A 20,573-nucleotide genomic window follows, 5' to 3' on the forward strand; every position below is an offset into this window, starting at 1 on the left:
TGACGCATTTCGTTTCGATTGGCGTGTTGACAAGGCATCTTGCTTGATGAGATTGTGCGCGCGTTTTTACTTTTTGAATACAAACGACTGACATCGAAACGTCAAATTTTGACGAATTTTCGATAGCAAGGGTCTATTGCTGCGGCAGGCGCAACAGCGCTTTTTGATCGTCTAGACCGTTGCGTCGTCGTTGGGGGCGTCGTTCAGATGCGTTGTGTCGCTCCAGCCCACGAGGATGAAGCCTTCGGCAGTCCAAAGGAGCCGGTTGATGGAGGCGTTGCCCAGCAGCCAGGTACGGGGTGCCTGCAAGCCCTGCCGGGTCGCAGCACGATAGAGAACGTCCATCACGCCGCCGTGCGCGACCAGTACGACCAATTCGCCGGGATGGCGAGCGGCGAGCTCGGCCGCCACTGCAGTGATGCGATCACGAAACACCAGCAGGCTTTCACCACCCTCGGGCGTGAAGGCGGGGTCCCGCTCTCGCCACAGCCGCGCCTGATCGGGCAAGTTTTGCTCGATCTCCGCAAAACTCATACCTTCGAAACATCCGAAAGCGCGCTCTCGCAGCCGAGGCTCCGGCCTTACCTGGAGCCCGAGTGGTCGCGCAATCTCGAGCGCCGTGTTCCAAGCGCGCGCCAAGTCGCTGGCGTAGATCACGTCGATGGCTTCGTCGGCCAGCGCCTGTCCGACGCGACGGGCCTGCCATTCGCCTGTGGCGTTGAGGCCGATGTCGAGTTGCCCCTGAATGCGTGTGCCGACGTTCCATGCGGTTTCGCCATGGCGCACGGCAATGAGTCGCGTGGCCTCTTCCATCCGGAACGATCTAGGGCCGGGCCGGGGCGTTGGCGCCGGGCAAGGCGATGTCTACGCGCCGCTTGCCAATGCTGACTTCCCTGAGATACCAGGAGTTCGCCATCTCCAGGAACGCCGTACCGTAGAGCAACGGGTCGGCAAACGGCGAGAGCGACGCGTCCATCGAAAAACTGCGGACATCGCTGTCGACCACCCAATTGGTGGCACAACCAGACAGCGCGACCAGCATGAGAAGGGCGGCGGGGGTCAACAGAGCGCACCTGGGTCGTCTCACCCGGCTCATGTCTGAATTCCCACGCCTCAAACCTGCACGATTCGCAAAGCCGATTGCGCCAACGACCCCGGCCGCATGGGCAACGCCGGCAAGGTCGGCGCTAGCGCATCGAAGTTCGGCGCGTCGAACGCCTTGTCGCCTTCGTCGTCCGCGACGCCCGTCGCCTTCAATCCCTTGAAATCGTGACGCGTGCCGTCTAGCAAGTGCGACGGCACCACGTTCTGCAGCGCGGTGAACATGTTTTCGACACGGCCGGGATGCTTCTTGTCCCAGTCGCGCAGCATCTCGCCGACCTGCTTGCGCTGCAGGTTTTCCTGGCTGCCGCACAGCGTGCACGGAATGATCGGAAATTCTCGGTGCTGCGCCCAGCGCACCAGATCTTTTTCAGCCACGTAGGCCAGCGGCCGAATGACGATGTGGCGGCCGTCGTCGCTCACTAGCTTGGGCGGCATGCTCTTCAGCTTGCCCGCAAAGAACATGTTGAGGAAGAAGGTCTGAAGCATGTCGTCGCGGTGATGCCCCAACGCGACCTTGGTGGCGCCCAGTTCATCGGCCACGCGATACAGGATGCCGCGCCGCAGCCGGCTGCACAGGCCGCAGGTCGTCTTGCCTTCGGGGATGACACGCTTCACGATGCTGTACGTATCCTGGTTTTCGATATGAAAGGCCACGCCGAGTTCGCTCAGGTACTTGGGCAGCACTTCTTCAGGAAAACCCGGTTGCTTCTGGTCGAGGTTGACGGCGATCAAGTCGAAATGGATCGGCGCGCGGGCTTTCAGCTTCAGCAGGATGTCGAGCATCGCGTAGCTGTCCTTGCCACCCGACACGCACACCATGACCTTGTCGCCTTCTTCGATCATGTTGTAGTCGACTATGGCGCGGCCGACTTCGCGACACAGGCGCTTTTCGAGCTTGTGCGTCTCGCGCTCGATCTTGAGGTTGGCCGATGGCGCGACCTCGTCCGTCCAGACGGCGCTCATGCGTTTTCTGCCATGTTCATTTGCTCCTGAAGACTTCGACGCCCACCGCTTCACAGTCCGGATAGACATCGGGTTTGGCAGTCGACACGCGCGCCGCGTGCACTTTCGGATGCGCCAATATCGCCGCCAGGAGGTCGTCGCACAGGGTCTCCTGCAGATGGATATGGCCTTGTGATACGCGCGCTGCGACGGTGCGGCGGATGAAGTCGTAATCGACCACTTCGTCCAACTCGTCGGCTCTGGGCGTTGAAATTTCCAATGGCACGTACAGGTCGACGTTGATGATTACCCGCTGCTCGGCCTTCTTTTCGAACTCGTGCACGCCAATGTTTATCCAGACCTCGTAGTTCTTCAAAAAGACGCGTCGGCAGGAGAGCAGCAGGGGATCGAGAGCGGCAGTGGTCATGGCGGGGAAGCTTTCAGCAAATCGTCGACGACGAACATGATGTCGCGTTCCAGCGGCACCAGATGCTGGCCGTTGTCGACGCACAGGGTGGTGCCGGTCACGCTCGGCGTGCCGGCCAGAAAAACGCAGGTGCGCGCCACGTCGGCGGGGTCTATCGGCCGACGCATGAGGTTGGCGCGCGCAGCCCGCGCGAAGTTGGTTTCGTCTTGCGGCCCGCTGGTGAACAGAATGCCCGGCGCCACGCCGCACACGCGCACGGCGGGCGCCAGCGCCTGCGCCTGCAGCGACACGGCGCGCTCGAGCGCCAGCTTCGACACGGTGTAGGAGAAGTAGTCGGGGTTCAGGTTGAACACCTTCTGGTCGAGGATGTGGACCACCGACCGATCGGTGCCATCGGCTGGTTGCCGCGCCAGCAGCCGCGCGAAAGACATCGGCGCGATGAGGTTCACGCCGAGTTGCCTGAGCGCGGCGTCCGGCTTGAAATCCAGCGCGGTGTCAGGCTCGAAAGCAGAAGCGTTGTTGACGATGCATGCCAGCGGCGTGTCAGCCGAAATGCGTTCGACCAGCGCCATGCGCGCGTCTTCGTCGTCGATGTCCGCTTCGATGGCCTTGGCGGCAAAGCCTTCATCGCGCAGACTCGCACACAGGGTTTCGGCAGCGTCGCGCGAGGCGCGGTACTGGCACCACACCTGCCATCCGGCCCGCGCGAAGGCTTCGCAGATGGCTGCGCCGAGCCGTCGCCCGCCGCCCGTGACGAGCACGCCGCGTGGTCTTGCTGAAGGGGTCGAAGCGACCATGTCGGCCATCCTGATAAATTTCTCGAATGAATTTGGAACGCGGCGCCGTGCGCGCCAACCCGTTGACCCGGATTATCGATGCCGCGCTGGAGCGCGGCGGTGGCTGGCTGCCCTTCGACCGCTTCATGGCCATGGCCTTGTACGCACCGGGATTGGGCTACTACGCGAACAGCTCCACCAAGTTCGGACAGATGCCGTCGTCGGGCAGCGATTTCGTCACCGCGCCAGAACTGACGCCGATGTTCGGCCGCACTTTGGCCGCACAGGTGGCCGAAGCCTTGAACAAGACCGGTACCGACACGGTGTGGGAGTTCGGCGCTGGCTCCGGCGCGCTAGCGGGGCAGTTGCTGGATGCGCTCGCGGCGCTTGGCGCCAAGGTTGCGCGCTATCGCATCGTCGACCTCTCCGGCACCTTGCGGGCGCGGCAGCAACAGGCGCTGGCAGCGCATGGCGACCGGGTCGAATGGCTCGCTGAGTTACCGGAGACGATGCAAGGCGTTGTCGTCGGCAACGAGGTACTCGACGCGATGCCGGTGCAACTGCTGGCACGCGTGGGCGGCGCGTGGTTCGAGCGTGGGGTCGTCAAGGCGCCGGACGCCGACGGATGGTCGTGGCAAGACCGGCCGACCGAGCTGCGGCCCCCCGTCGAGGTAACCGGGGACCACGACTACCTCACCGAGATCCACCCCCAAGCCGAGGCTTTCATGGCCACGTTGGCCGACCGGCTGACGCAGGGCGCGGCGTTCTTTATCGACTACGGTTTTCCCGAGGCCGAGTACTACCACCCGCAACGCCACATGGGCACCGTGATGTGCCACCGCGCGCACATGGCCGACGGCGATCCGCTGTCGGATGTCGGGCTGAAGGACATCACTGCGCACGTCAACTTCACCGGCATCGCGCTGGCTGGCCAGAACGCCGGGCTCGAAGTGCTCGGCTACTGCAGCCAGGCGAGGTTTCTTTTGAATTGCGGACTGCTGACGCACATGGAGCAGGGCACGCCGGCGCAGCGCGCGATGGCGGCGCATCTGGTGCACGAGCACGAAATGGGTGAGCTCTTCAAGGTCATCGGCTTTGCGGTCGGCGCGCCGTGGGATGCGATGGGTTTCGCGGAGGGCGACCGCACGCATACGCTGTGAGCGCGGTTCAGTGCTGCCGCAGCTTACGCAGTTCGTCTCGTAAGAAGTCGCCCGATTCGCGCATCGCCGCGCCGCCGGCCAGCTTCACCTTGTAGGCGACCTTGGTCATTTCGGAGCGGGTGGCGCAGCGCTCGATGAAGTCTTCGGCGGTGACGATTTCTGCCTTGAAGTGGTCGTACTTGCTGCGCATGTGCGAGGCGGCATCGGTCGCGTTGTACTCACTGCCGTTGCGCACGAAAACCATGTCGGTGGTTTTCTCGACGCGCTGGATCAAGGTCTGGATGACTTTGTCTTCGCTTGGCGACGGCGTGGCACTGGCGACGGCCGCGAGGCCTGTCCACAGGGCCAGTACGCAATAGACGCTTCGACCAAAGATGCGCAACATCGATTTCTTTCGTGAGCCGGAGTGGCTCATCGTTTGTTTGGGAATGGTAGGCGTCGCTCGTCGGCGCTGTCAATCGACGGCCGGTCGGGTTTAATCTGCCGACTGCTTTCAACCAAGCATTTTTCAGACCACCGACGGACGTCCCGAATTGAGCTTCCTCGCCAACGAGCCCCACGATCCACGCGACCCGCTGGCCATCGCCCACGCGCTGGCCGATGCTGCAGCTGCCCACTCGATGCGCTGGTTTCGGATCTCGCTCGACATCATCACCAAGGCCGACGACAGCCCCGTGACGCTGGCCGATCGCGCTGCCGAAACCGCCATGCGCGAAATCCTCGGCGAGCGCTGTCCCGCCGATGGCATCTACGGCGAGGAGCACGGGCCCGAGCGTCTCGACGCCGACCGCATCTGGGTGCTCGATCCGATCGACGGCACGCGCAGCTTCATTACCGGCTCACCGTTGTGGGGCACGCTCGTCGGCGTGCTGCAAGGCGGCCGCGTCGTCTTCGGCATGGTCGATATGCCGGTGCTCGGCGAGCGCTGGATCGGCCAGGCCGGCAGGGGTGCGCAGCGCAATGGCGAGACGGTCGAGGTCAGCAGCTGCAGGGCGATCGACAAGGCCCGCATCGTGACGACGTCGCCGGACATCTTCAACGCCGCCGACTGGCAGGCGTTCGACCGATTGAGCCGGCAGTGCGCCATGCGTCGCTTCGGCGGCGACTGCTACGGCTATGCGCAGCTGGCCGGCGGCACCATCGACCTGGTGGTGGAAACCGGCTTGCAGCCCTACGACTATCTCGGCCCGACCGGGTTGATAGAAGCCGCTGGTGGCGTCGTCACCGACTGGCTCGGCCAGCCCCTCGGCCTCGCGTCCGACGGTCGCGTCATCGCCGCCGCCACGCCTGAATTGCACCGCGCCGCGCTCGGCATCCTGAACGCTCGAAGCCTCGCATGATCCGTTGGCTGATCGTCGTCGTGCTGGCGCTGGTGCTGATGAGCGGGCTCACGCAGTGGCTGCGCAAGTTCGGCTTCGGCCGCTTGCCGGGCGATTTCGAATTCCGTGCGCTTGGACGTGAGTGGCAATTGCCGATCGCCAGCACGGTGCTGCTCAGCATGATCGCGGCGCTCATCGCGCGCTGGATTTGAGTCCGACCTTTGAACATAACCAAGCGATAACCAAGGATCACGACCCGATGAGAGCCTGCGTCGACATCGGCGGCACCAAGGTGGCCGTCAGTCTTTCTCCTTCCGCTGATGTGCCGTTGCTCGGCCGTCGCAGCGAACCCACGGCCCGGACCGGCAACAACGACGCACTCGCGCTGCAAGTCATGCGGCTGATCGATGCGGTCTGTGCCGAGCAGGGCGTCGACCCGGCGTCGGTCAGCCGTGTCGGCGTGTCGACGACCGGCCCGTTCGAACTTCGCGACGGCAAGGTGGAGGTCGCCTCGCCCAACATTTGCGGCGGCATCGCTGGCCCATCAGGCGGCTTGCCCAATCAATGGATGACGGCGTTGCTCGAAGCGCCGCTGGCCCAGCGCTTTGCCTATGTGCGCGTGGAGAACGATGCCGTGTCCGCCCTCGAAGCCGAGCGCCAGTGGGGCGCGCTCAAAGGCATCGACGATTGCGCCTACGTCACCTGGAGCACCGGTATCGGCGTCGGCTTGTGCGTTGGCGGGCGGGTACTGCGCGGCAAGAACGGCAACGCCGGCCACGCCGGCCACAGCTTCGTGGTCGACGACGCCAGCGGCGCGCTGTGCGGCTGCGGCAACGTCGGCGATGTCGAGGCGCTGATCGGCGGCAACTCGATGGCGCGGCGCTTTCAACAATCGCCGGCCGACCTGTTCGCCGCTGCGGCCGCTGGCGAGACACATGCGCTGCACATCGTCGATGCGCAGTGCCGCGTGATGGGCCGCATGCTCTACAACCTGATCGCAACGCTCGATCTGCAGCGCATCAGCCTGGGCGGCAGCGTGTTCTGGAACCACCGCGACTTCCTGCTGCCGCGCCTGCAGTCGGAGATCGCCGGCAAGCTGGTGCCGCTGACGCGCGGAGTGGAACTCGTGCCGGCGGGGCTGGGCGACAAGGTCGGGGATTACGGCGCGCTGGCGCTGCTGGACTGATCTATCTAGAAAATCGGGAGCCACCAAGGAGGCGAGGCAGGCCTCACGTGGTGCGCCTGCGCGTCAGGATGCGCGGCAGTTGCCGAAGTCGCAGCGCACCGCCAGGGTCTGCCCGCTGTTACAGGCCAACGTATAGCGCTCAAAGCCAGGGCCCTTTTCCACCAATGTCGCAAGCGGCATGGCGGCGCAACTGCGGGCCTTGGCAAGCTTTTCGGCGTTGTACGTGTCGACGCCCGTGCGACGGAACGACAGCGCGGGGTTCGGAGCCGGCGGGCGCCAAGTCACGGTAACGGAAGGATCTGCGTTCTCATAGCCGCAGCGAGCCATGTCGGTTGGCGCAGGTGATCGGGCCCAACCGCGCGGGATCTGGGTCGAAGCTCAGCCCTTGCCAGTCGCCTCGTTCAACGCCGCCAGAAAGCTGCGCCGCCACCAGTGGATGTCCTGCTCGCGAATGCGTGCCAGCAACTTCTGGTGCCGCTGCCGACGCTCTTCCAGCGGCATGTGCAGCGCCTGCTGCACCGTCTCTGCCGTGCCGTGCGTGTCGTACGGGTTGACCAGCAGCGCTTCCTTCAGCTGTTCTGCCGCCCCGGCAAAACGCGACAGCACCAGCACGCCGGGATCAGCGGGGTCTTGCGCTGCCACATATTCCTTGGCGACCAGGTTCATGCCATCGCGCAACGGCGTGACCAGCCCGACGGCCGCTGCGCGGCACAGCCCCGGCACGCGCTTGCGCGCCACCATTCGGTGGATGTAGCGCACCGGCATCCAGTCGAGTTCGCCGTAGTCGCCGTTGATGGCACCGCACAGCGATTCGAGCTCGCGCCGGATGTCGGCGTAAGCGTCGACGCTCTCTCGTGTGGGCGAGGCGATCTGGATCAGCGTCGCGCTGCGGCGGTTCTCCGGGTAGTTGGCGAGCAGCTCCCGAAAGCTCCTCACCCGCTGTGGAATGCCTTTGGAGTAATCGAGCCGGTCGATGCCGAGCAAGAGGCGACGGCTCGAGTACTCGCGCTTCATCGTCTCGTACATCTCGCGGCCTTCCTTCGCATGCGTCAGCGCTGCGAACTCGTCCACGTCGATCCCGATGGGGAAGGCGCTGCAGCGCACCGTCTGCCCGAAAGCGCGGTACATGTCGTCGCCCAGCGCCTCGCCGTGCGCTTCGCCGATGACATAGCGCTCGAAGTGCTGGACGTCCTGGTGGGTTTGCAACCCGATCAGATCGAAAGCGAAGAGCGACCGCACGAGCCACTCATGCTGCGGGATGGCCGCCATGATCTCTTGCGGAGGCAGCGGAATGTGCAGGAAGAAGCCCATGCGCTGCTTGCATCCCATGGCGCGCAGTTCAGCCGCCAGCGGAATCAGGTGGTAGTCGTGAATCCAGATGATGTCGTCCGGCTTCAACATCGGCATGACTTTGCGTGCGAACAGCTGGTTGACGCGCCGGTACCCGCCGATGAAGCCGGCGTCGAAATGCGCCAGGTCGAGCCGGTAATGGAACACCGGCCACAGCACATCGTTGCTGTAGCCGAGGTAATAGCTGTCGTGATCCTCGCGGCTGAGATCGATCATCGCGAGCGTGACCGGGCCGGCCTGCTGCTTGTGCACTTCGCCTTCGCCGGCCGTGCCGCCTTCGACGATGTGGCCGCTCCAGCCGAACCAGAGTCCGCCGGTCTGTTGCAACGATTCGCCGAGTGCGACCGCGAGGCCGCCGGCAGCGGGTTTCCGTGGGTCGGCCACGCGATTGGAAATGACGACGAGGCGACCCATCAGCTGGCGTTCTTTGTTGGCTCGGCCAGCAGGTCGCGCGCCTGCACCAGCCACTCGTACACGGCGCGTGGCGAATCGAGTCGATGCAGCGCCTGACTCGGGCCCGAGCCCACCTTGATGGCGACACCGCCGAGCGGCTGCACGATGGCAAAGCCGGTCTCGTCCGTCGTGTCGTCGCCGGCGAAGACGGGCACGCGACCCGCAAACGGCGCCTCCCGCATGAAAGCGGTGATGGCAGTGCCCTTGTTGACGCCGGCTGGCTTCACCTCGAAGACGAATTTGCCGTGCAGCAGTTCGAACTGGGGCTGCCCATTGATAGCGCGCGCCATCGCATCGCGGCATACCGCTTCGAGCTGCGGCGCCATGCGGTAGTGCAGAGCGACCGCGGCATGTTTGCGTTCGACCAGCAGGCCTTCATGAACCCGTGCCAGTTCGTTGGCGGATTCGAGAATCAACGTGAGATCGGGCGCGCGCTGCTCGTCGATATGGCCTTCGGCGCTGCGGCGCTGCACGCCATGCTCGCCAGCCGCTGGCAATCGCAATGGCGCAAGAAAGCGGTCGAGTACATCGATCTGTCGGCCCGACACCACCGCCAGCGCACCGCCGAGCAAGCCGTGCAGGTCGTGCAGCAACGGCACCAGCGCAGGCGGCACTTCGACCGCTTCGGGCGTGTCGGCGATGGCCACGAGCGTGCCGTCGAAATCGAGAAAGAGGGCGGCGTCTGGGGTAAGGCGAGGGGGTAACTGCATCGCCTGTCACCTTAGCAGCAGCAAGGCTGCGGGCGCGTCGGTCAATGCCGCAAATCCCCGAGCAGGCTCCCACGGCAGACGGTGACCGTGCTCAATCGACCGATGCGAGCGCTTCGCCGACGGCGACGATTCGTGCGCGGGCGATGGCCTCACCAATCTGCGGGCCGGTGGCACCTGCCGCCTGCGCCTCTCGGGCGACGACGTCTGTTGCCACGCCAAGCGCGACGGCGAGGGCGTGGTTCAGCCGGTCGCGCGGCGAATAGGGCCGCTCTTCGAGTCCCAGCCGGCCGCGTGCATCGCACTCGCACGCCAGCAGGGCCTGGTCGAAGCGGCCCGGCTTGCGAAAGGCATCGCAGCGCTCCAGCAGCCGCACGACCGAAGCCGCGTTCAGTTCACCGCTGCGGTGAATGTTGCCGTGCTCGCGCGCCACCACATCGGCCAGCTCGCGCAGTTCGACCGGCACCCGCCAGCGGTCGCACACGGCCCGCAGCAATTTGGCGCTGCGCTGTTCGTGGCCGATGTGGCGCGGCAGCACGTCGACCGCTGTCGTGCCTTTGCCGAGGTCGTGCGTGAGGCAGGCGAAGCGCACGGCCAGCGGTGCCTCGAGCCGCGCGCTCATGTCGAGCACCATCATCAAGTGCACGCCGGTGTCGACTTCAGGATGATGTGCGACGGGTTGCGGCACGCCCCACAGGCGATCGACTTCAGGCAGCAGCACGGCGAGCGCGCCGCACTCGCGAAGCACCTCGAACATGCGCGAAGGCGTGCGCTCCATCAGGCCGCGCGCCAGCTCTTGCCAAACCCGTTCGGGCACCAGCGCGTCGACCTCGCCAGCGGAGACCATCTCGCACATCAAGGCCATCGTCTCGGGTGCGATGGTGAAGTCTGAGAAGCGGGCAGCGAAACGGGCCACACGGAGGATGCGCACCGGGTCTTCGCGGAACGCGTCGGTCACGTGCCGCAGCACCTTGTCTCGCAGGTCGCGCTGGCCGTTGAAGGGGTCGACGAGCGCCTCGATGCGGAGATCGGCAAGGTGTGCCGCGTCGGCTTGCCCGGCGGCAAGTGCGATCGCGTTGATCGTCAAATCGCGGCGCGCCAGATCCTGTTCGAGCGTGACGTCGGGCGAGGCGTGTACGACGAAGCCGCGGTAGCCCGGCGCGCTCTTGCGCTCGGTGCGGGCCAGTGCGTACTCCTCGTGCGTTTCGGGGTGCAGAAACACCGGGAAGTCACGGCCGACCGGGATGTAGCGCAACCCCGCCATCTCTTCGGGCGTGCTGCCCACGACCAGCCAGTCGCGGTCGCCGCCGGGCCGGCCGAGCAGAGCATCGCGGATCGCACCGCCGACGAGATAAGTTTGCATCCTGCGAGTTTAGGCAGGCGCTCGCGCCCTCAGCACTCCCTCAGCGCGCAGTACGGTAGGGCTCTTCGAAAGCGAGGAAGTCTTCTTCCACGAGCGCGTCGTCGATCCATGCCTTGACGCCTGGCAGCGCTTGCACGTGCTCGATGTAGTCGGTGACCGATTCGGGCACCGGCAGGCCGTAAGTCTTGATGCGCGAGCCGATCGGCGCGAAGTACGCGTCGGCGATAGTGAAGTGGCCGAACAACATGGGGCCGCCGTGGCGTTCGAGCAGGCCGGTCCACATCTGCACGATGCGGTCGAGGTCGCCCTTGACGGTCGGCTCGTCGCGCATGAGCCTTGCGCCGACTTCGGGCAGCGACGCCTCGATGTTCATGACGCAATGGCCGCGCAGTCCGCCAAAGCCCGAGTGCATTTCGGCGCAGACGCTGCGAGCCCGCGCGCGGTCGTTGGCGAGCCGTGGCCACAGCGCCTTTTCAGGGAAGGTTTCGGCCAGGTATTCGGCGATGGCCAGCGTGTCCCACACCACCAGTTCGCCGTCGACCAGCACCGGCACGCGCGCTGCAGGATTGAGCGCGCCAATGGCGTTCTTGAAATGCGATCCGCGGTCGAATGAATCGAAGCGGACCATGACCTCGTCGAACGGAATGCCGGCCTGCTTCATCAGGACCCAGGGCCGCATCGACCAGGACGAGTAGTTCTTGTTGCCGACGTAGAGTTTGCGCATAAAGCCTTCGGTGGTCATCGATTCAGGGCAGGTCCTTGACTGGCTCCGGCACACGTTCGTCGCGCGGTCCGATGATGCCCAGCCGCGCCTTCAAAGACTGCGGCTGACCGGTCAACAACGCGGCGTAATTCGTGGTGTTGGCCAGTACCTTCTTCACGTAGTCGCGTGTCTCGGTGAAGGGCACGTTCTCGGCCCAGATGGCGGCGTCCATGGTCGGTCCGTTGCGCCAGCTGCGCGGCCGGCCGGGGCCTGCGTTGTAGGCCGCCGCGGCCAGTGCCATCGAGCCGCTGAAGTCATCGAGCGCGAGCTTCAGGTAGTTGGTGCCGATGGTGATGTTGGTGTCGCGGTCGTTGAGCTGGCCAGGCGTGAAGCCGGCCATGCCGATCTTGTTGGCGGTCCACTTGGCGGTGGCCGGCATCACCTGCATCAGGCCCGAGGCGCCGACGCCCGATCGCGCGTCCATGATGAAGCGGCTCTCTTGCCGGATCAGACCGTAAACGTAAGCCGGGTCGAGGCCGATCTCCTGGCTCTTGCGTATCACGGTGTCATGAAACGGCATCGGAAAACGTTGGTCCACATCGATCACGCCCTTGGTGCGCTCGCTGGTGTTGATGCAGCGGTCCCACACCTCGCGTTGGCAGGCCAGGTCTGCGGCTGCCAGCAGCGCGCGGTCGTCCATGCCGCCTTTGTCGTGCAGGTTGGTCGCGTAATTCCACTCGCGGGTGCCTTCGGGGCGAAGGCCCGTTGCGATGGCGTAGAGCGCGCGGTTCAACGCGGGGTTGGCGCGGGCCGCGGCTTTTTCTTCGGGCGTGAGCGGCGATGGACGGGTCGGCACTGCGGCGCGTTGACCGAGCTCTTCGAGCGCCAGCAGTTCGTAAAAGCCACGCGTGCCTGCAATGGTGTTGTAGAGCATGCTGGCCTGGGCCTTGTTCTGCTCGCCCCCCAGGGCAGTAAGCGCACGGGCTTTCCAATAGACCCAGGTCGGATCAAGCTGCGCTTCTTCGCTCATCGCATTGACGGCGATCTGCACGTCTTTCCATTGCGCGTTGCGAAGCGCTGCGCGCACCTTCCATCCGAGCATGTCGTCGGAGAGGTCGCTGTTCTTCGTCACGTTGGCAAAGTAGCTGTTCGCCAGCGGCGAAAGCTTGCTGGCAGCTTGCCGGCCGATCGCGCCCCATAGCCAGTTGCGCTCTTCGGGCGACAACATCGGCCCCCATTTGCTGTCGAGTTGCGCCGCGGCCATTTCCGGATCGGCGATGGCAGTCTTGATGAGCGCCAACACCACCAGTTCCTTGCGCGACTTGGCGGCGACGAAGGCGCGTCCGATCAGGAACTTGGGCGCGCTGGCATTCAGCTCGTCGAACAGCGGCACCGCGTCGGGCGCCACCAGATTGACGGCGTTGCGCGCGGCCTGCGGGCGATTGGCTTCGATCGAGAGCCGAGCTTTCTTCCAGGCGTCGTTCGGCGACATCAAGCGCGCCGAGATCATGCGGTCGGCAGCGGTGAGGCAACCATCGTCGGCGTCGCGCTGGGCCAGCCAGCTCTTGCGAACCAGGTCCGCTTGCTCTTGCGTCGGCGCACCGGTCCGGGCCAGGCTCGACAGGATGGCATAGCAGCGCACCTGCGCGTCGTCGCCCATTCGATAGGAGGGATGCATGCCGGCGACGCCGTCCCAGTCGCGACGTTGCCCGAGCACCAGCAGCCAGTCATTGCGCAACCGGTCTTCTTGATAAGTGCCGGCGTAGCGAGTCAGAAAGTCTTGCACCTCGAGCGGGCTGGCCTCTTGGAGGCGCGCCTTGAGTTCCCAATAAGCAGCCCACGGTTCGAGCGCGCTGCCGCGGGCTTGCGGCAGCAAGGCGGTGAGGCGGCCCTTGTCTCCACGTTGAAACGCCTGCTTCATTTGCAGCATGACGTCGTCGTTGCCGGTTTGGGCGCAAGCCGGTTGCAGCACGGCAGCGAGTGCGAGCACAACGGCCGAACCTGCAACAGAAATCGCGACGGAAGAAGAGGAACGCGGGCGCAAGCGTAGGGGTGCCAAAATGCTTCGAAACTGCATAGCGGGATTATGGACAAAGCACACGATGGAAACGCCGGAGAAAACCGGTCGGAAACGGCTGCATTTCTCAAAGCGCAGTTGCGCGCAGCCTTGATCGAACAACGTCTGGCCTTGCCCGATCGGCTACAGCGCGCCGATCTTTTGCAGCGCGTGATGCGCATCTGGCTGGTCGGAAGGCCCGACACCGTCATCGGCGCCTACTGGCCGATCAAGGGTGAGTTCGACCCGTTGCCGGCACTGCATCGCTGGAAAGAAGACGGCGAACTGCTCGATGAACCGCATCGCCGCCGCATCGGCCTGCCGGTGGTCGACCGTGTGCACAAGACGCTGACTTTTCACTCGTGGTACCCAGGCTGCCCGATGGAAAACGATGCTTACGACATCCCTAAGCCGAAAGACACGGAGATGATCGTGCCGACGCTGCTCTTCGTGCCCTGCCTCGGCTACAGCGCGGGCGGCTATCGGCTGGGTTACGGTGGTGGCTTCTACGACCGCACGCTGGCGACGCTGCAGCCGCGGCCGTTCACGGTGGGACTCGGCTTCACGCAAGGTTTCCTGGACGACCTGGAGCCCGAGGCCCATGACGTGCCGCTCGATGCCATCCTGAACGATAACGGCGTGGTCTGGCCAGTCGGCTGAAGCCGAATCGAAAGCCCCGGCCGACGCTCTAATCGATGTAGTCGACGGTGTCCGGGTCAGGCGCTTCACCGATGACACCGCGCGTCGTGGCGGCCTGCAGCTCCAGCCATTCGCAAAACGCCTTGATCTCCGGACGCATCGCATTGCGTGGCCCGACGATCAGCCAGTAGGCCATCGGTGAGTCCATGCGGTGTTGCGGCAGCACCTCGACGAGATCGCCGTTGGCCAGACTTTCGGAAATGAGCGAGCTGCGCGCCAGCACCAGCCCCTGGCCGGTCAGCGCGGCTTGCACCATCTGGTAGGCGTAGTTGAAGTAGAGCCAGCGCTTGGGTTGCGCGCGGTCGAGCCCGTGTACTTCGAACCAGCGGCGCCAGGTCAGCCATTCGAGGTGCGTGCGGTGCGCATCGCCAGCTTCGATCAGCGCAAAGCGCGCGATGTCTGCGGGCGTCTTGATGGGCGCTCCGCTCTTGATGAGCCAGGGGCTGGCGACCGGTGTCAGCGTTTCGCCAAAAAGCCGTATCGATCCCGCGGGCATGTGGGCGCCCGTGCCATAGCGCAACGCCATGTCGACGTCGGCCACTTCGAGATCGACCGCCGTGTCGCTGGCGTCGATGCGGATGTCGATATCAGGATGGTCGCGCTGAAAGGCTTCGAGCCGGGGGATAAGCCACATCGAGGCGAACGAGGCGAAAGTGGTGAGCGACACGCTTTTGCGTCCCGCGCTTTGCCGGATCTGCCGCACCGCGCCGTCGATGCGCGGCAACGATTGCTGAACCGACAGCAGCAGCTGCGCGCCGGCACTCGTCAGCTCGACGGCGCGTGTATGGCGCAGGAACAGACTCACCCCCACTTCTTCTTCGAGCGCCTGAATTTGCCGGCTCACAGCGGATTGCGTCAGTGCCATCTCTTCGGCGGCGGCACGAAAGTTGAGGTGCCGCGCCACGGCTTCGAAGGCGCGCAGATTGCCTGCCGAAATCGGCCGGGAGCGCAGATGCGTTTGGGAATGCTGCATATCGATTGATGCGAAAACGGAATCAATAGGCTACCGCGTTTTCATTGGACCGCCAACGGAGCAAAGGAGATCATTCATTCCCGAATCGCGCTATTGATGTCAAGGCGCTTCGGCAACACCGTTCAGGAGAACACCATGGCTGCCGCTTACACCACATCTTCGCTTTCGCCTCTGTCGCTGCCGGTTCGGGCCGCCTCGGTTCCGCCGGCGGTGCGCCGCGGCGCCTGGCAGCTTCCGGTCGGTCAGGCAGCCAGTCTCAAGGCAGCGAGCACCAGCGTGTTGCGCGTGCGGCAAGGCCGGGTCTGGGTCACACGCGACGCAACCGACAAGTGGGGCAGCGAGGACGTCGTGCTGGCACCCGGCGAGTCGATGACGGTGAAAGCGGGTCAGCGCATCGTGATGGAGCCATGGGACGGCTTCGGCGCAACGTACACGTGGGACGCTGCCACGACGCTGGCGGGTTGAACCAACGTCGATGCCGTCCAGGGCGATGGTCGGGTCATTCGAGATCGCCTACCTGGCGGCGAGGTCGCGCAGATCGGTTTGATAAGCTCGCAGCCGTTGCACGGCCTTCTGGCGCTGCTCCGGTCGCGTGGCGTTGTGTAGCGTGGCGACGTACCGGCAGCCTTCTTCCAGCATGCCTTGTTGATAGTCGCGCCATGCACCGGGCCGAGGCTCGGCGATGCGGTGCACGTAGGCGTGGATCACCGGTTGTGCGTCTGCGGCCGAGGTGTGCTCGGCATTGAACCTGCGCAGCAACACGAGCGCTTCCTGCTGGCGTTTGCGGCGCTCGGCATCGACCCGCTTCGCATCGAACATCGACTGCGCGGTGAGACGGTTCAAAAGGTCGCGCTGGTCGTTGTCCAGGCGGCCGTAGAAATCCTCGTTCTGTTCCAGAAACTTTTCGTAGCGCTTTTCCTGCTGCTGCGCCGGTGTGCGATCGACCCAGTCTTTCACGTACTCTGCGTCGTTCTTCGCGTACTTACGCGCCAGGGTTTGCAACTGCGCCTCGTTCAGCGTGACGGCGAGCGCCGCGCCCGGCGCTTCCGCCCGTTCGGCTGCTGCGACCAGTCGCGTTCGGACATCGGCCACCAGTTCGCACGCCTGCGCCGACGTGATGTCGTTGGGCGCCAGTGCCTCCGCTTTTTGCAGCACGGCGACGATCTTGGGCAACTCGGTTTCCCGATGCCAGGCGAGCAACGCCGTGAGGTCGTCCTTAGACTTGGGCGTCTGGGCCCCGCTGAAGTCGACATAGCTATCGAGCCACCAGTAGGCGACCTCGGGCAGGTTGTTGTAGGCGAGCTTGATGGCGCTGCAGCCGGTGAGCACGGCGCCGAACGCCAGCGCCGCGATAATTCCGCTCATCCGGGTGCAACGCATTCGGTAAAAAAGACGCATGAATCAGATTCCGCAACAAGAGATCGACGAGCCGGTCGACGTCGTCGTAATGGCGGCCGGCCGCGGCACGCGCATGAAGAGCAGTTTGCCCAAAGTGTTGCACCGTCTGGGTGGGCGCGCGCTGCTCTCGCATGTCATCCAGACGGCCGCGCAAATCGGCGCTCGCAACGTGGTGGTGGTCACAGGCCATGGCGCGGCCGAAGTGGAGCAGGCCATCGGCAGCAGCAACGCCGCGGTGCCGATCCAGTTCGTGCGGCAGGTGCCGCAGCTCGGGACCGGACACGCCGTGCAGCAGGCGATGCCCGTGTTGCCCGACGACGGCACGGTGCTGGTGCTCTCCGGAGACGTGCCGCTGATCGGCGCCGATACGCTGCGCGCATTGCTCGAAACCAGCGCCGGCCGTCGGCTCGCGCTGCTGACGATCGAGTTCGATGACCCGACCGGCTATGGCCGCATCGTGCGCGATATCGATGGCGAGTCGGTGCAGGCGATCGTCGAACACAAGGACGCCGACGAAGAGCAACGCGCCATTCGGGAGGTTTACAGCGGCGTCATGGCCGTACCGGCCCGCCTGTTGAAAGACTGGCTCGCACGGCTGGACAACCGCAACGCGCAGGGCGAGTTCTACTTGACCGATATCGTGAAGCTGGCAGCCATCGACGGTGTGCCGGTGCTGGCGAAACTGACGACCGATGCCTTGCAGGTGGCCGGCGTCAACAGTCCGACGCAGTTGGCTGCGCTTGAGCGGGCCTGGCAATTGCGGCAGGCGTCCACCCTGATGGAAGCCGGCGTGCGGCTGGCCGACCCGGCGCGCTTCGATTTGCGAGGCACGCTGTTCTGCGAGGCCGATGTGGAGATCGACGTCAACTGCGTGTTCGAAGGTGCGGTCTCGCTGGGAGCGGGGGTGCGCGTCGGCGCCAATTGCGTGATCGCCAATGCGCGCATCGACACGGGCGCGGTGATTCATCCCTTCACTCACATCGACGGCGAGAAGACGGGCGTGACGGTGGGCGCCGGCGCGCTGGTCGGACCTTTCGCGCGCTTGCGCCCCGGCGCACGGCTTGGGGCCGACGTGCACATCGGCAATTTCGTCGAGGTCAAGAACTCGACGCTGGCGGCGGGTGCCAAGGCGAATCACCTGGCCTACCTCGGCGATGCGACCGTCGGCGAGCGCGTCAATTTCGGCGCGGGCAGCATCACCGCCAACTACGACGGCGCTAACAAGCACCGGACCATCATCGGCGACGACGTGCACATCGGTAGCAACTGCGTGCTGGTCGCACCCATCACCATTGCCGCGGGCGGCACGGTGGGCGGCGGCTCGACGGTGACCAAATCGACGGAGCCGAATGTGCTGACCGTGTCGCGCGGACGGCAGGTGAGCTTCGGTGACTGGACGCGTCCCAAGAAGGCGCCGAAAGCCTGAGGCTCGGTGCAGTCAGGCCAGCGGCACCTTCGGCTCGAACTTGGCGCGCTTCAGGCTGAAGAACGCCTTCACGTTGCGCACGTTGGCGTCGGCAGAAAAGAGACGCTGCGCCAGCGCAAGGTAGCCGGGCATGTCGCGCGCCGCGACGATCAGCACGAAATCCGGCCCCGGCGACACGCGATAGCACTGCTGAACCGCGTCGTCCGAGACGACGCGCGCCTCGAAAGCATCGAGGGCTTCGGCGCCCTGCCGATCGAGCGAGATCTCGACCACTGCCTGCAAGCCATGTCCCAGTACCGGGGCCAGGCGATCGGGCGACAACAGGGCAATCTGGCGCTCGATGAAGCCGGCCTTGCGCAGGCGCTGCACGCGCCGGAGACATGTGGGTGGCGAGATGTGCGCATCGGCAGCGAGCTGTTGATTGGTCTGCGACGCGTCGCGCTGCAGGGCGTCCAAGAGGCGGAGGTCCAAGGCATCGAGTTCAATTGATTCCATAATATCTAATATTATGGAATAAAAGTTCAATAACTATTGGCATTGAACTTTTATTTCATTTAAAATGAAATTATGGAAACATCAATTTGTAGCAAGCGACTACGATTCCGCTTCTGAATCTACTTTTCAAGGCCTTCCCATGTGCGGCATCGTCGGCGCGGCTTCCCATCGAAACATTGTTCCCATCCTGGTCCAGGGACTGCAGCGGTTGGAGTACCGGGGCTACGACTCCTGCGGCGTCGCGGTGCACGCCAACGGCCTGACGCGGACGCGCACGACATCGCGCGTGGCCGACCTGGTGGTGCAGGTACATGACGACCATGTCGAGGGCCGAACCGGGATCGCGCACACGCGCTGGGCCACGCATGGCGCGCCGGTCGTGCACAACGCCCATCCGCATTTCAGCCATGGTGCGGGCGAAGGCATCGACAGCCCCAAGCCGGCGCGCGTGGCGCTCGTGCACAACGGCATCATCGAAAACCATGATGCATTGCGCGCCGCGTTGCAGGCCCGCGGCTATGTCTTTTCGAGCCAGACCGACACCGAGGTGATCGCGCATCTGATCGACAGTCTTTACGACGGCGATCTGTTCGATGCGGTCAAGTCTGCGGTGTCGCAATTGCAGGGCGCCTATGCCATCGCGGTGATCTGCCGCGACGAGCCGCACCGTGTTGTCGGCGCGCGTGCCGGCTCGCCGCTCATCCTCGGCGTCGGCAAAGACGGAGCCGAGAACTTCCTGGCGAGCGATGCGATGGCGCTGGCCGGCGTGACCGATCAAATCGTCTATCTCGAAGAAGGCGACGTGGTCGATCTGCAGCCGGGCAAATACTGGATCGTGGACCGTGCGCACAAGAGCGTCGGTGCGAGCAAGCGACCGGTTCGCACCGTGCTGGCGCACAGCGGTGCGGTCGAACTCGGCCCGTATCGGCACTACATGCAAAAGGAAATATTCGAGCAGCCGCGCGCCATCGCCGACACGCTCGAAGGTGTCGAAGGCATCGTGCCGGAGCTGTTCGACGGCATCGGCCACGACGGCAAAACCGGCGCCAGCGCGCACCGCGTTTTCAAGGGCATCGACAAGGTGTTGATACTGGCGTGCGGAACCAGCTACTACAGCGGCTGCACTGCCAAGTACTGGCTCGAAGGCATCGCGAAAGTCCCGACCCAGGTCGAGATCGCCAGCGAGTACCGCTATCGCGACTCGGTGCCCGACCCCAAAACGCTGGTCGTGACCATCACGCAATCCGGCGAAACCGCCGACACGTTGGCCGCACTCAAGCACGCGCGCGCTCTGGGCATGGAGCAGACACTGACGATCTGCAACGTCGCGACCAGCGCCATGGTGCGCGAGTGCAAGCTGGCGTACATCACGCGGGCCGGCATCGAGATCGGCGTGGCGTCGACCAAGGCGTTTACGACCCAACTGGCTGGCCTGTTCTTGTTGACGCTCGCACTGGCAAAGGCCAAGGGGCGCCTCACGTCCGACGACGAAGCGCGCTACCTGAAAGAGATGCGGCATCTGCCCGTGGCACTGCAGTCGGTGTTGGCGCTCGAACCGCAAATCATCGCGTGGTCTGAAGACTTCGCACGCAAGGAAAACGCCTTGTTTCTAGGCCGCGGGCCGCACTACCCGATCGCGCTCGAGGGAGCGCTGAAGCTGAAAGAGGTGACCTACATCCACGCCGAGGCCTATGCCGCAGGCGAACTCAAGCACGGCCCGCTCGCGCTGGTGACGAGCGAGATGCCGGTCGTGACGGTCGCACCTAACGACGCGCTGCTCGAAAAGCTCAAGAGCAACCTGCAGGAAGTGCGCGCGCGCGGCGGCGTGCTCTATGTGCTTGCCGATGCCGACACGCGCATCGAGAACAGCGAGGGCCTGCACGTGATCCGCATGCCGGAGCACTACGGTGCGCTGTCGCCTTTGCTGCACGTCGTGCCGCTTCAGCTGCTGGCGTATCACACTGCCTGCGCGCGCGGGACCGATGTCGACAAGCCGCGCAACTTGGCCAAAAGCGTGACGGTAGAGTGACGGACGA

23 protein-coding genes are annotated in these 20,573 nt (G+C 64.7%); 8 read left to right on the forward strand and 15 right to left on the reverse strand.

The annotated features are described in order from the left end of the window. Positions 1-171: 171 nt before the first annotated feature. The 5 genes from H7F36_RS09325 to H7F36_RS09345 form a co-directional block, all read right to left on the reverse strand. A complete protein-coding gene (locus H7F36_RS09325) occupies positions 172-813 on the reverse strand; it encodes a histidine phosphatase family protein (protein ID WP_187054401.1) in 642 nt (213 codons plus the stop codon). 10 nt (positions 814-823) lie between these two features. Beyond that, entirely contained in the window at positions 824-1,042 is a 219-nt protein-coding gene (locus H7F36_RS09330; protein ID WP_187054402.1) for a hypothetical protein, read from the reverse strand. A 71-nt stretch (positions 1,043-1,113) separates the two neighbouring features. Beyond that, entirely contained in the window at positions 1,114-2,067 is a 954-nt protein-coding gene (gene ttcA, locus H7F36_RS09335; RefSeq protein ID WP_187054403.1) for a tRNA 2-thiocytidine(32) synthetase TtcA, read from the reverse strand. A gap of 16 nt (positions 2,068-2,083) precedes the next feature. Further along, positions 2,084-2,473 carry a dihydroneopterin aldolase gene (locus H7F36_RS09340; RefSeq protein WP_187054404.1) on the reverse strand — a complete coding sequence of 130 codons (390 nt, stop codon included), beginning with the start codon at positions 2,471-2,473 and terminating at the stop codon, positions 2,084-2,086. Continuing rightward, entirely contained in the window at positions 2,470-3,270 is an 801-nt protein-coding gene (locus H7F36_RS09345) for an SDR family oxidoreductase (RefSeq protein ID WP_187054405.1), read from the reverse strand. Before H7F36_RS09345 ends, H7F36_RS09340 begins: the two co-directional genes overlap by 4 nt. A 125-nt stretch (positions 3,271-3,395) precedes the next feature. Between H7F36_RS09345 and H7F36_RS09350 the strand changes: the two genes are divergently transcribed. Continuing rightward, positions 3,396-4,409 carry a class I SAM-dependent methyltransferase gene (locus H7F36_RS09350; RefSeq protein ID WP_261802629.1) on the forward strand — a complete coding sequence of 338 codons (1,014 nt, stop codon included), beginning with the start codon at positions 3,396-3,398 and terminating at the stop codon, positions 4,407-4,409. A 7-nt stretch (positions 4,410-4,416) separates the two neighbouring features. Here H7F36_RS09350 and H7F36_RS09355 read toward each other — a convergent pair whose 3' ends face one another. After that, positions 4,417-4,794 (reverse strand): DUF5329 family protein, encoded by a 378-nt coding sequence (locus H7F36_RS09355; protein WP_187054407.1) that lies wholly within the window; start codon positions 4,792-4,794, stop codon positions 4,417-4,419. A gap of 148 nt (positions 4,795-4,942) precedes the next feature. Here H7F36_RS09355 and hisN point away from each other — a divergent pair, with 148 nt between their 5' ends. The 3 genes from hisN to H7F36_RS09370 are packed head-to-tail and all read left to right on the forward strand — an operon-like array spanning position 4,943 to position 6,914. Beyond that, positions 4,943-5,749: a histidinol-phosphatase gene (gene hisN, locus H7F36_RS09360; protein WP_261802553.1), complete on the forward strand. Its 807-nt coding sequence runs from the start codon at positions 4,943-4,945 to the stop codon at positions 5,747-5,749. Next, positions 5,746-5,940 (forward strand): DUF2905 domain-containing protein, encoded by a 195-nt coding sequence (locus H7F36_RS09365; RefSeq protein ID WP_187054408.1) that lies wholly within the window; start codon positions 5,746-5,748, stop codon positions 5,938-5,940. The genes hisN and H7F36_RS09365 overlap by 4 nt, the downstream gene beginning before the upstream one ends. Before the next feature lie 47 nt (positions 5,941-5,987). Further along, on the forward strand, positions 5,988-6,914 hold the full coding sequence (locus H7F36_RS09370; protein ID WP_187054409.1) for an ROK family protein: 927 nt from the start codon (positions 5,988-5,990) through the stop codon (positions 6,912-6,914). Between the two features lie 63 nt (positions 6,915-6,977). Here H7F36_RS09370 and H7F36_RS09375 read toward each other — a convergent pair whose 3' ends face one another. The 6 genes from H7F36_RS09375 to H7F36_RS09400 all read right to left on the reverse strand — a co-directional run bounded on the left by H7F36_RS09375 (position 6,978) and on the right by H7F36_RS09400 (position 13,567). Further along, positions 6,978-7,241, reverse strand: coding sequence for a hypothetical protein (locus H7F36_RS09375; protein WP_187054410.1), 264 nt, complete (start codon positions 7,239-7,241; stop codon positions 6,978-6,980). Between the two features lie 51 nt (positions 7,242-7,292). Next, positions 7,293-8,678, reverse strand: coding sequence for an alpha,alpha-trehalose-phosphate synthase (UDP-forming) (otsA, locus tag H7F36_RS09380; RefSeq protein WP_187054411.1), 1,386 nt, complete (start codon positions 8,676-8,678; stop codon positions 7,293-7,295). After that, positions 8,678-9,427, reverse strand: coding sequence for a trehalose-phosphatase (gene otsB, locus H7F36_RS09385; protein ID WP_187054412.1), 750 nt, complete (start codon positions 9,425-9,427; stop codon positions 8,678-8,680). Before otsB ends, otsA begins: the two co-directional genes overlap by 1 nt. 91 nt (positions 9,428-9,518) lie before the next feature. Next, complete coding sequence (locus H7F36_RS09390; protein WP_187054413.1) at positions 9,519-10,787, reverse strand: multifunctional CCA addition/repair protein; 1,269 nt, start codon at positions 10,785-10,787, stop codon at positions 9,519-9,521. A 40-nt stretch (positions 10,788-10,827) separates the two neighbouring features. After that, positions 10,828-11,511 carry a glutathione S-transferase family protein gene (locus H7F36_RS09395; RefSeq protein ID WP_187054414.1) on the reverse strand — a complete coding sequence of 228 codons (684 nt, stop codon included), beginning with the start codon at positions 11,509-11,511 and terminating at the stop codon, positions 10,828-10,830. A 22-nt stretch (positions 11,512-11,533) separates the two neighbouring features. Next, positions 11,534-13,567, reverse strand: coding sequence for a lytic transglycosylase domain-containing protein (locus tag H7F36_RS09400; protein ID WP_187054415.1), 2,034 nt, complete (start codon positions 13,565-13,567; stop codon positions 11,534-11,536). A 9-nt stretch (positions 13,568-13,576) separates the two neighbouring features. Here H7F36_RS09400 and H7F36_RS09405 point away from each other — a divergent pair, with 9 nt between their 5' ends. Further along, positions 13,577-14,206, forward strand: coding sequence for a 5-formyltetrahydrofolate cyclo-ligase (locus tag H7F36_RS09405; RefSeq protein WP_187054416.1), 630 nt, complete (start codon positions 13,577-13,579; stop codon positions 14,204-14,206). A gap of 28 nt (positions 14,207-14,234) precedes the next feature. On the opposite strand, the gene H7F36_RS09410 is transcribed toward H7F36_RS09405, so the two are convergent. Next, a complete protein-coding gene (locus tag H7F36_RS09410) occupies positions 14,235-15,218 on the reverse strand; it encodes a LysR substrate-binding domain-containing protein (RefSeq protein ID WP_187054417.1) in 984 nt (327 codons plus the stop codon). 135 nt (positions 15,219-15,353) lie between these two features. Between H7F36_RS09410 and H7F36_RS09415 the strand changes: the two genes are divergently transcribed. Next, positions 15,354-15,683 carry a DUF2917 domain-containing protein gene (locus H7F36_RS09415; RefSeq protein ID WP_187054418.1) on the forward strand — a complete coding sequence of 110 codons (330 nt, stop codon included), beginning with the start codon at positions 15,354-15,356 and terminating at the stop codon, positions 15,681-15,683. Positions 15,684-15,731: 48 nt separating this feature from the next. Here H7F36_RS09415 and H7F36_RS09420 read toward each other — a convergent pair whose 3' ends face one another. Beyond that, positions 15,732-16,583, reverse strand: a complete 852-nt coding sequence (locus H7F36_RS09420; RefSeq protein WP_261802556.1) for a DUF6279 family lipoprotein — start codon at positions 16,581-16,583, stop codon at positions 15,732-15,734. Between the two features lie 31 nt (positions 16,584-16,614). On the opposite strand from H7F36_RS09420, the gene glmU reads away from it, so the two are divergent. Beyond that, entirely contained in the window at positions 16,615-18,042 is a 1,428-nt protein-coding gene (gene glmU, locus H7F36_RS09425) for a bifunctional UDP-N-acetylglucosamine diphosphorylase/glucosamine-1-phosphate N-acetyltransferase GlmU (RefSeq protein ID WP_187054419.1), read from the forward strand. Between the two features lie 12 nt (positions 18,043-18,054). On the opposite strand, the gene H7F36_RS09430 is transcribed toward glmU, so the two are convergent. Next, on the reverse strand, positions 18,055-18,537 hold the full coding sequence (locus H7F36_RS09430; RefSeq protein ID WP_187054885.1) for an Lrp/AsnC family transcriptional regulator: 483 nt from the start codon (positions 18,535-18,537) through the stop codon (positions 18,055-18,057). A gap of 139 nt (positions 18,538-18,676) precedes the next feature. Here H7F36_RS09430 and glmS point away from each other — a divergent pair, with 139 nt between their 5' ends. Continuing rightward, the gene (glmS, locus tag H7F36_RS09435; RefSeq protein ID WP_187054420.1) at positions 18,677-20,566 is read left to right on the forward strand and encodes a glutamine--fructose-6-phosphate transaminase (isomerizing); all 1,890 of its coding nucleotides are present in this window, start codon (positions 18,677-18,679) and stop codon (positions 20,564-20,566) included. The last annotated feature ends 7 nt before the right edge of the window (positions 20,567-20,573 follow it).

Origin of the sequence: Variovorax sp. PAMC28562, from assembly GCF_014303735.1 — a bacterium.
GTDB lineage: Bacteria > Pseudomonadota > Gammaproteobacteria > Burkholderiales > Burkholderiaceae_C > Variovorax.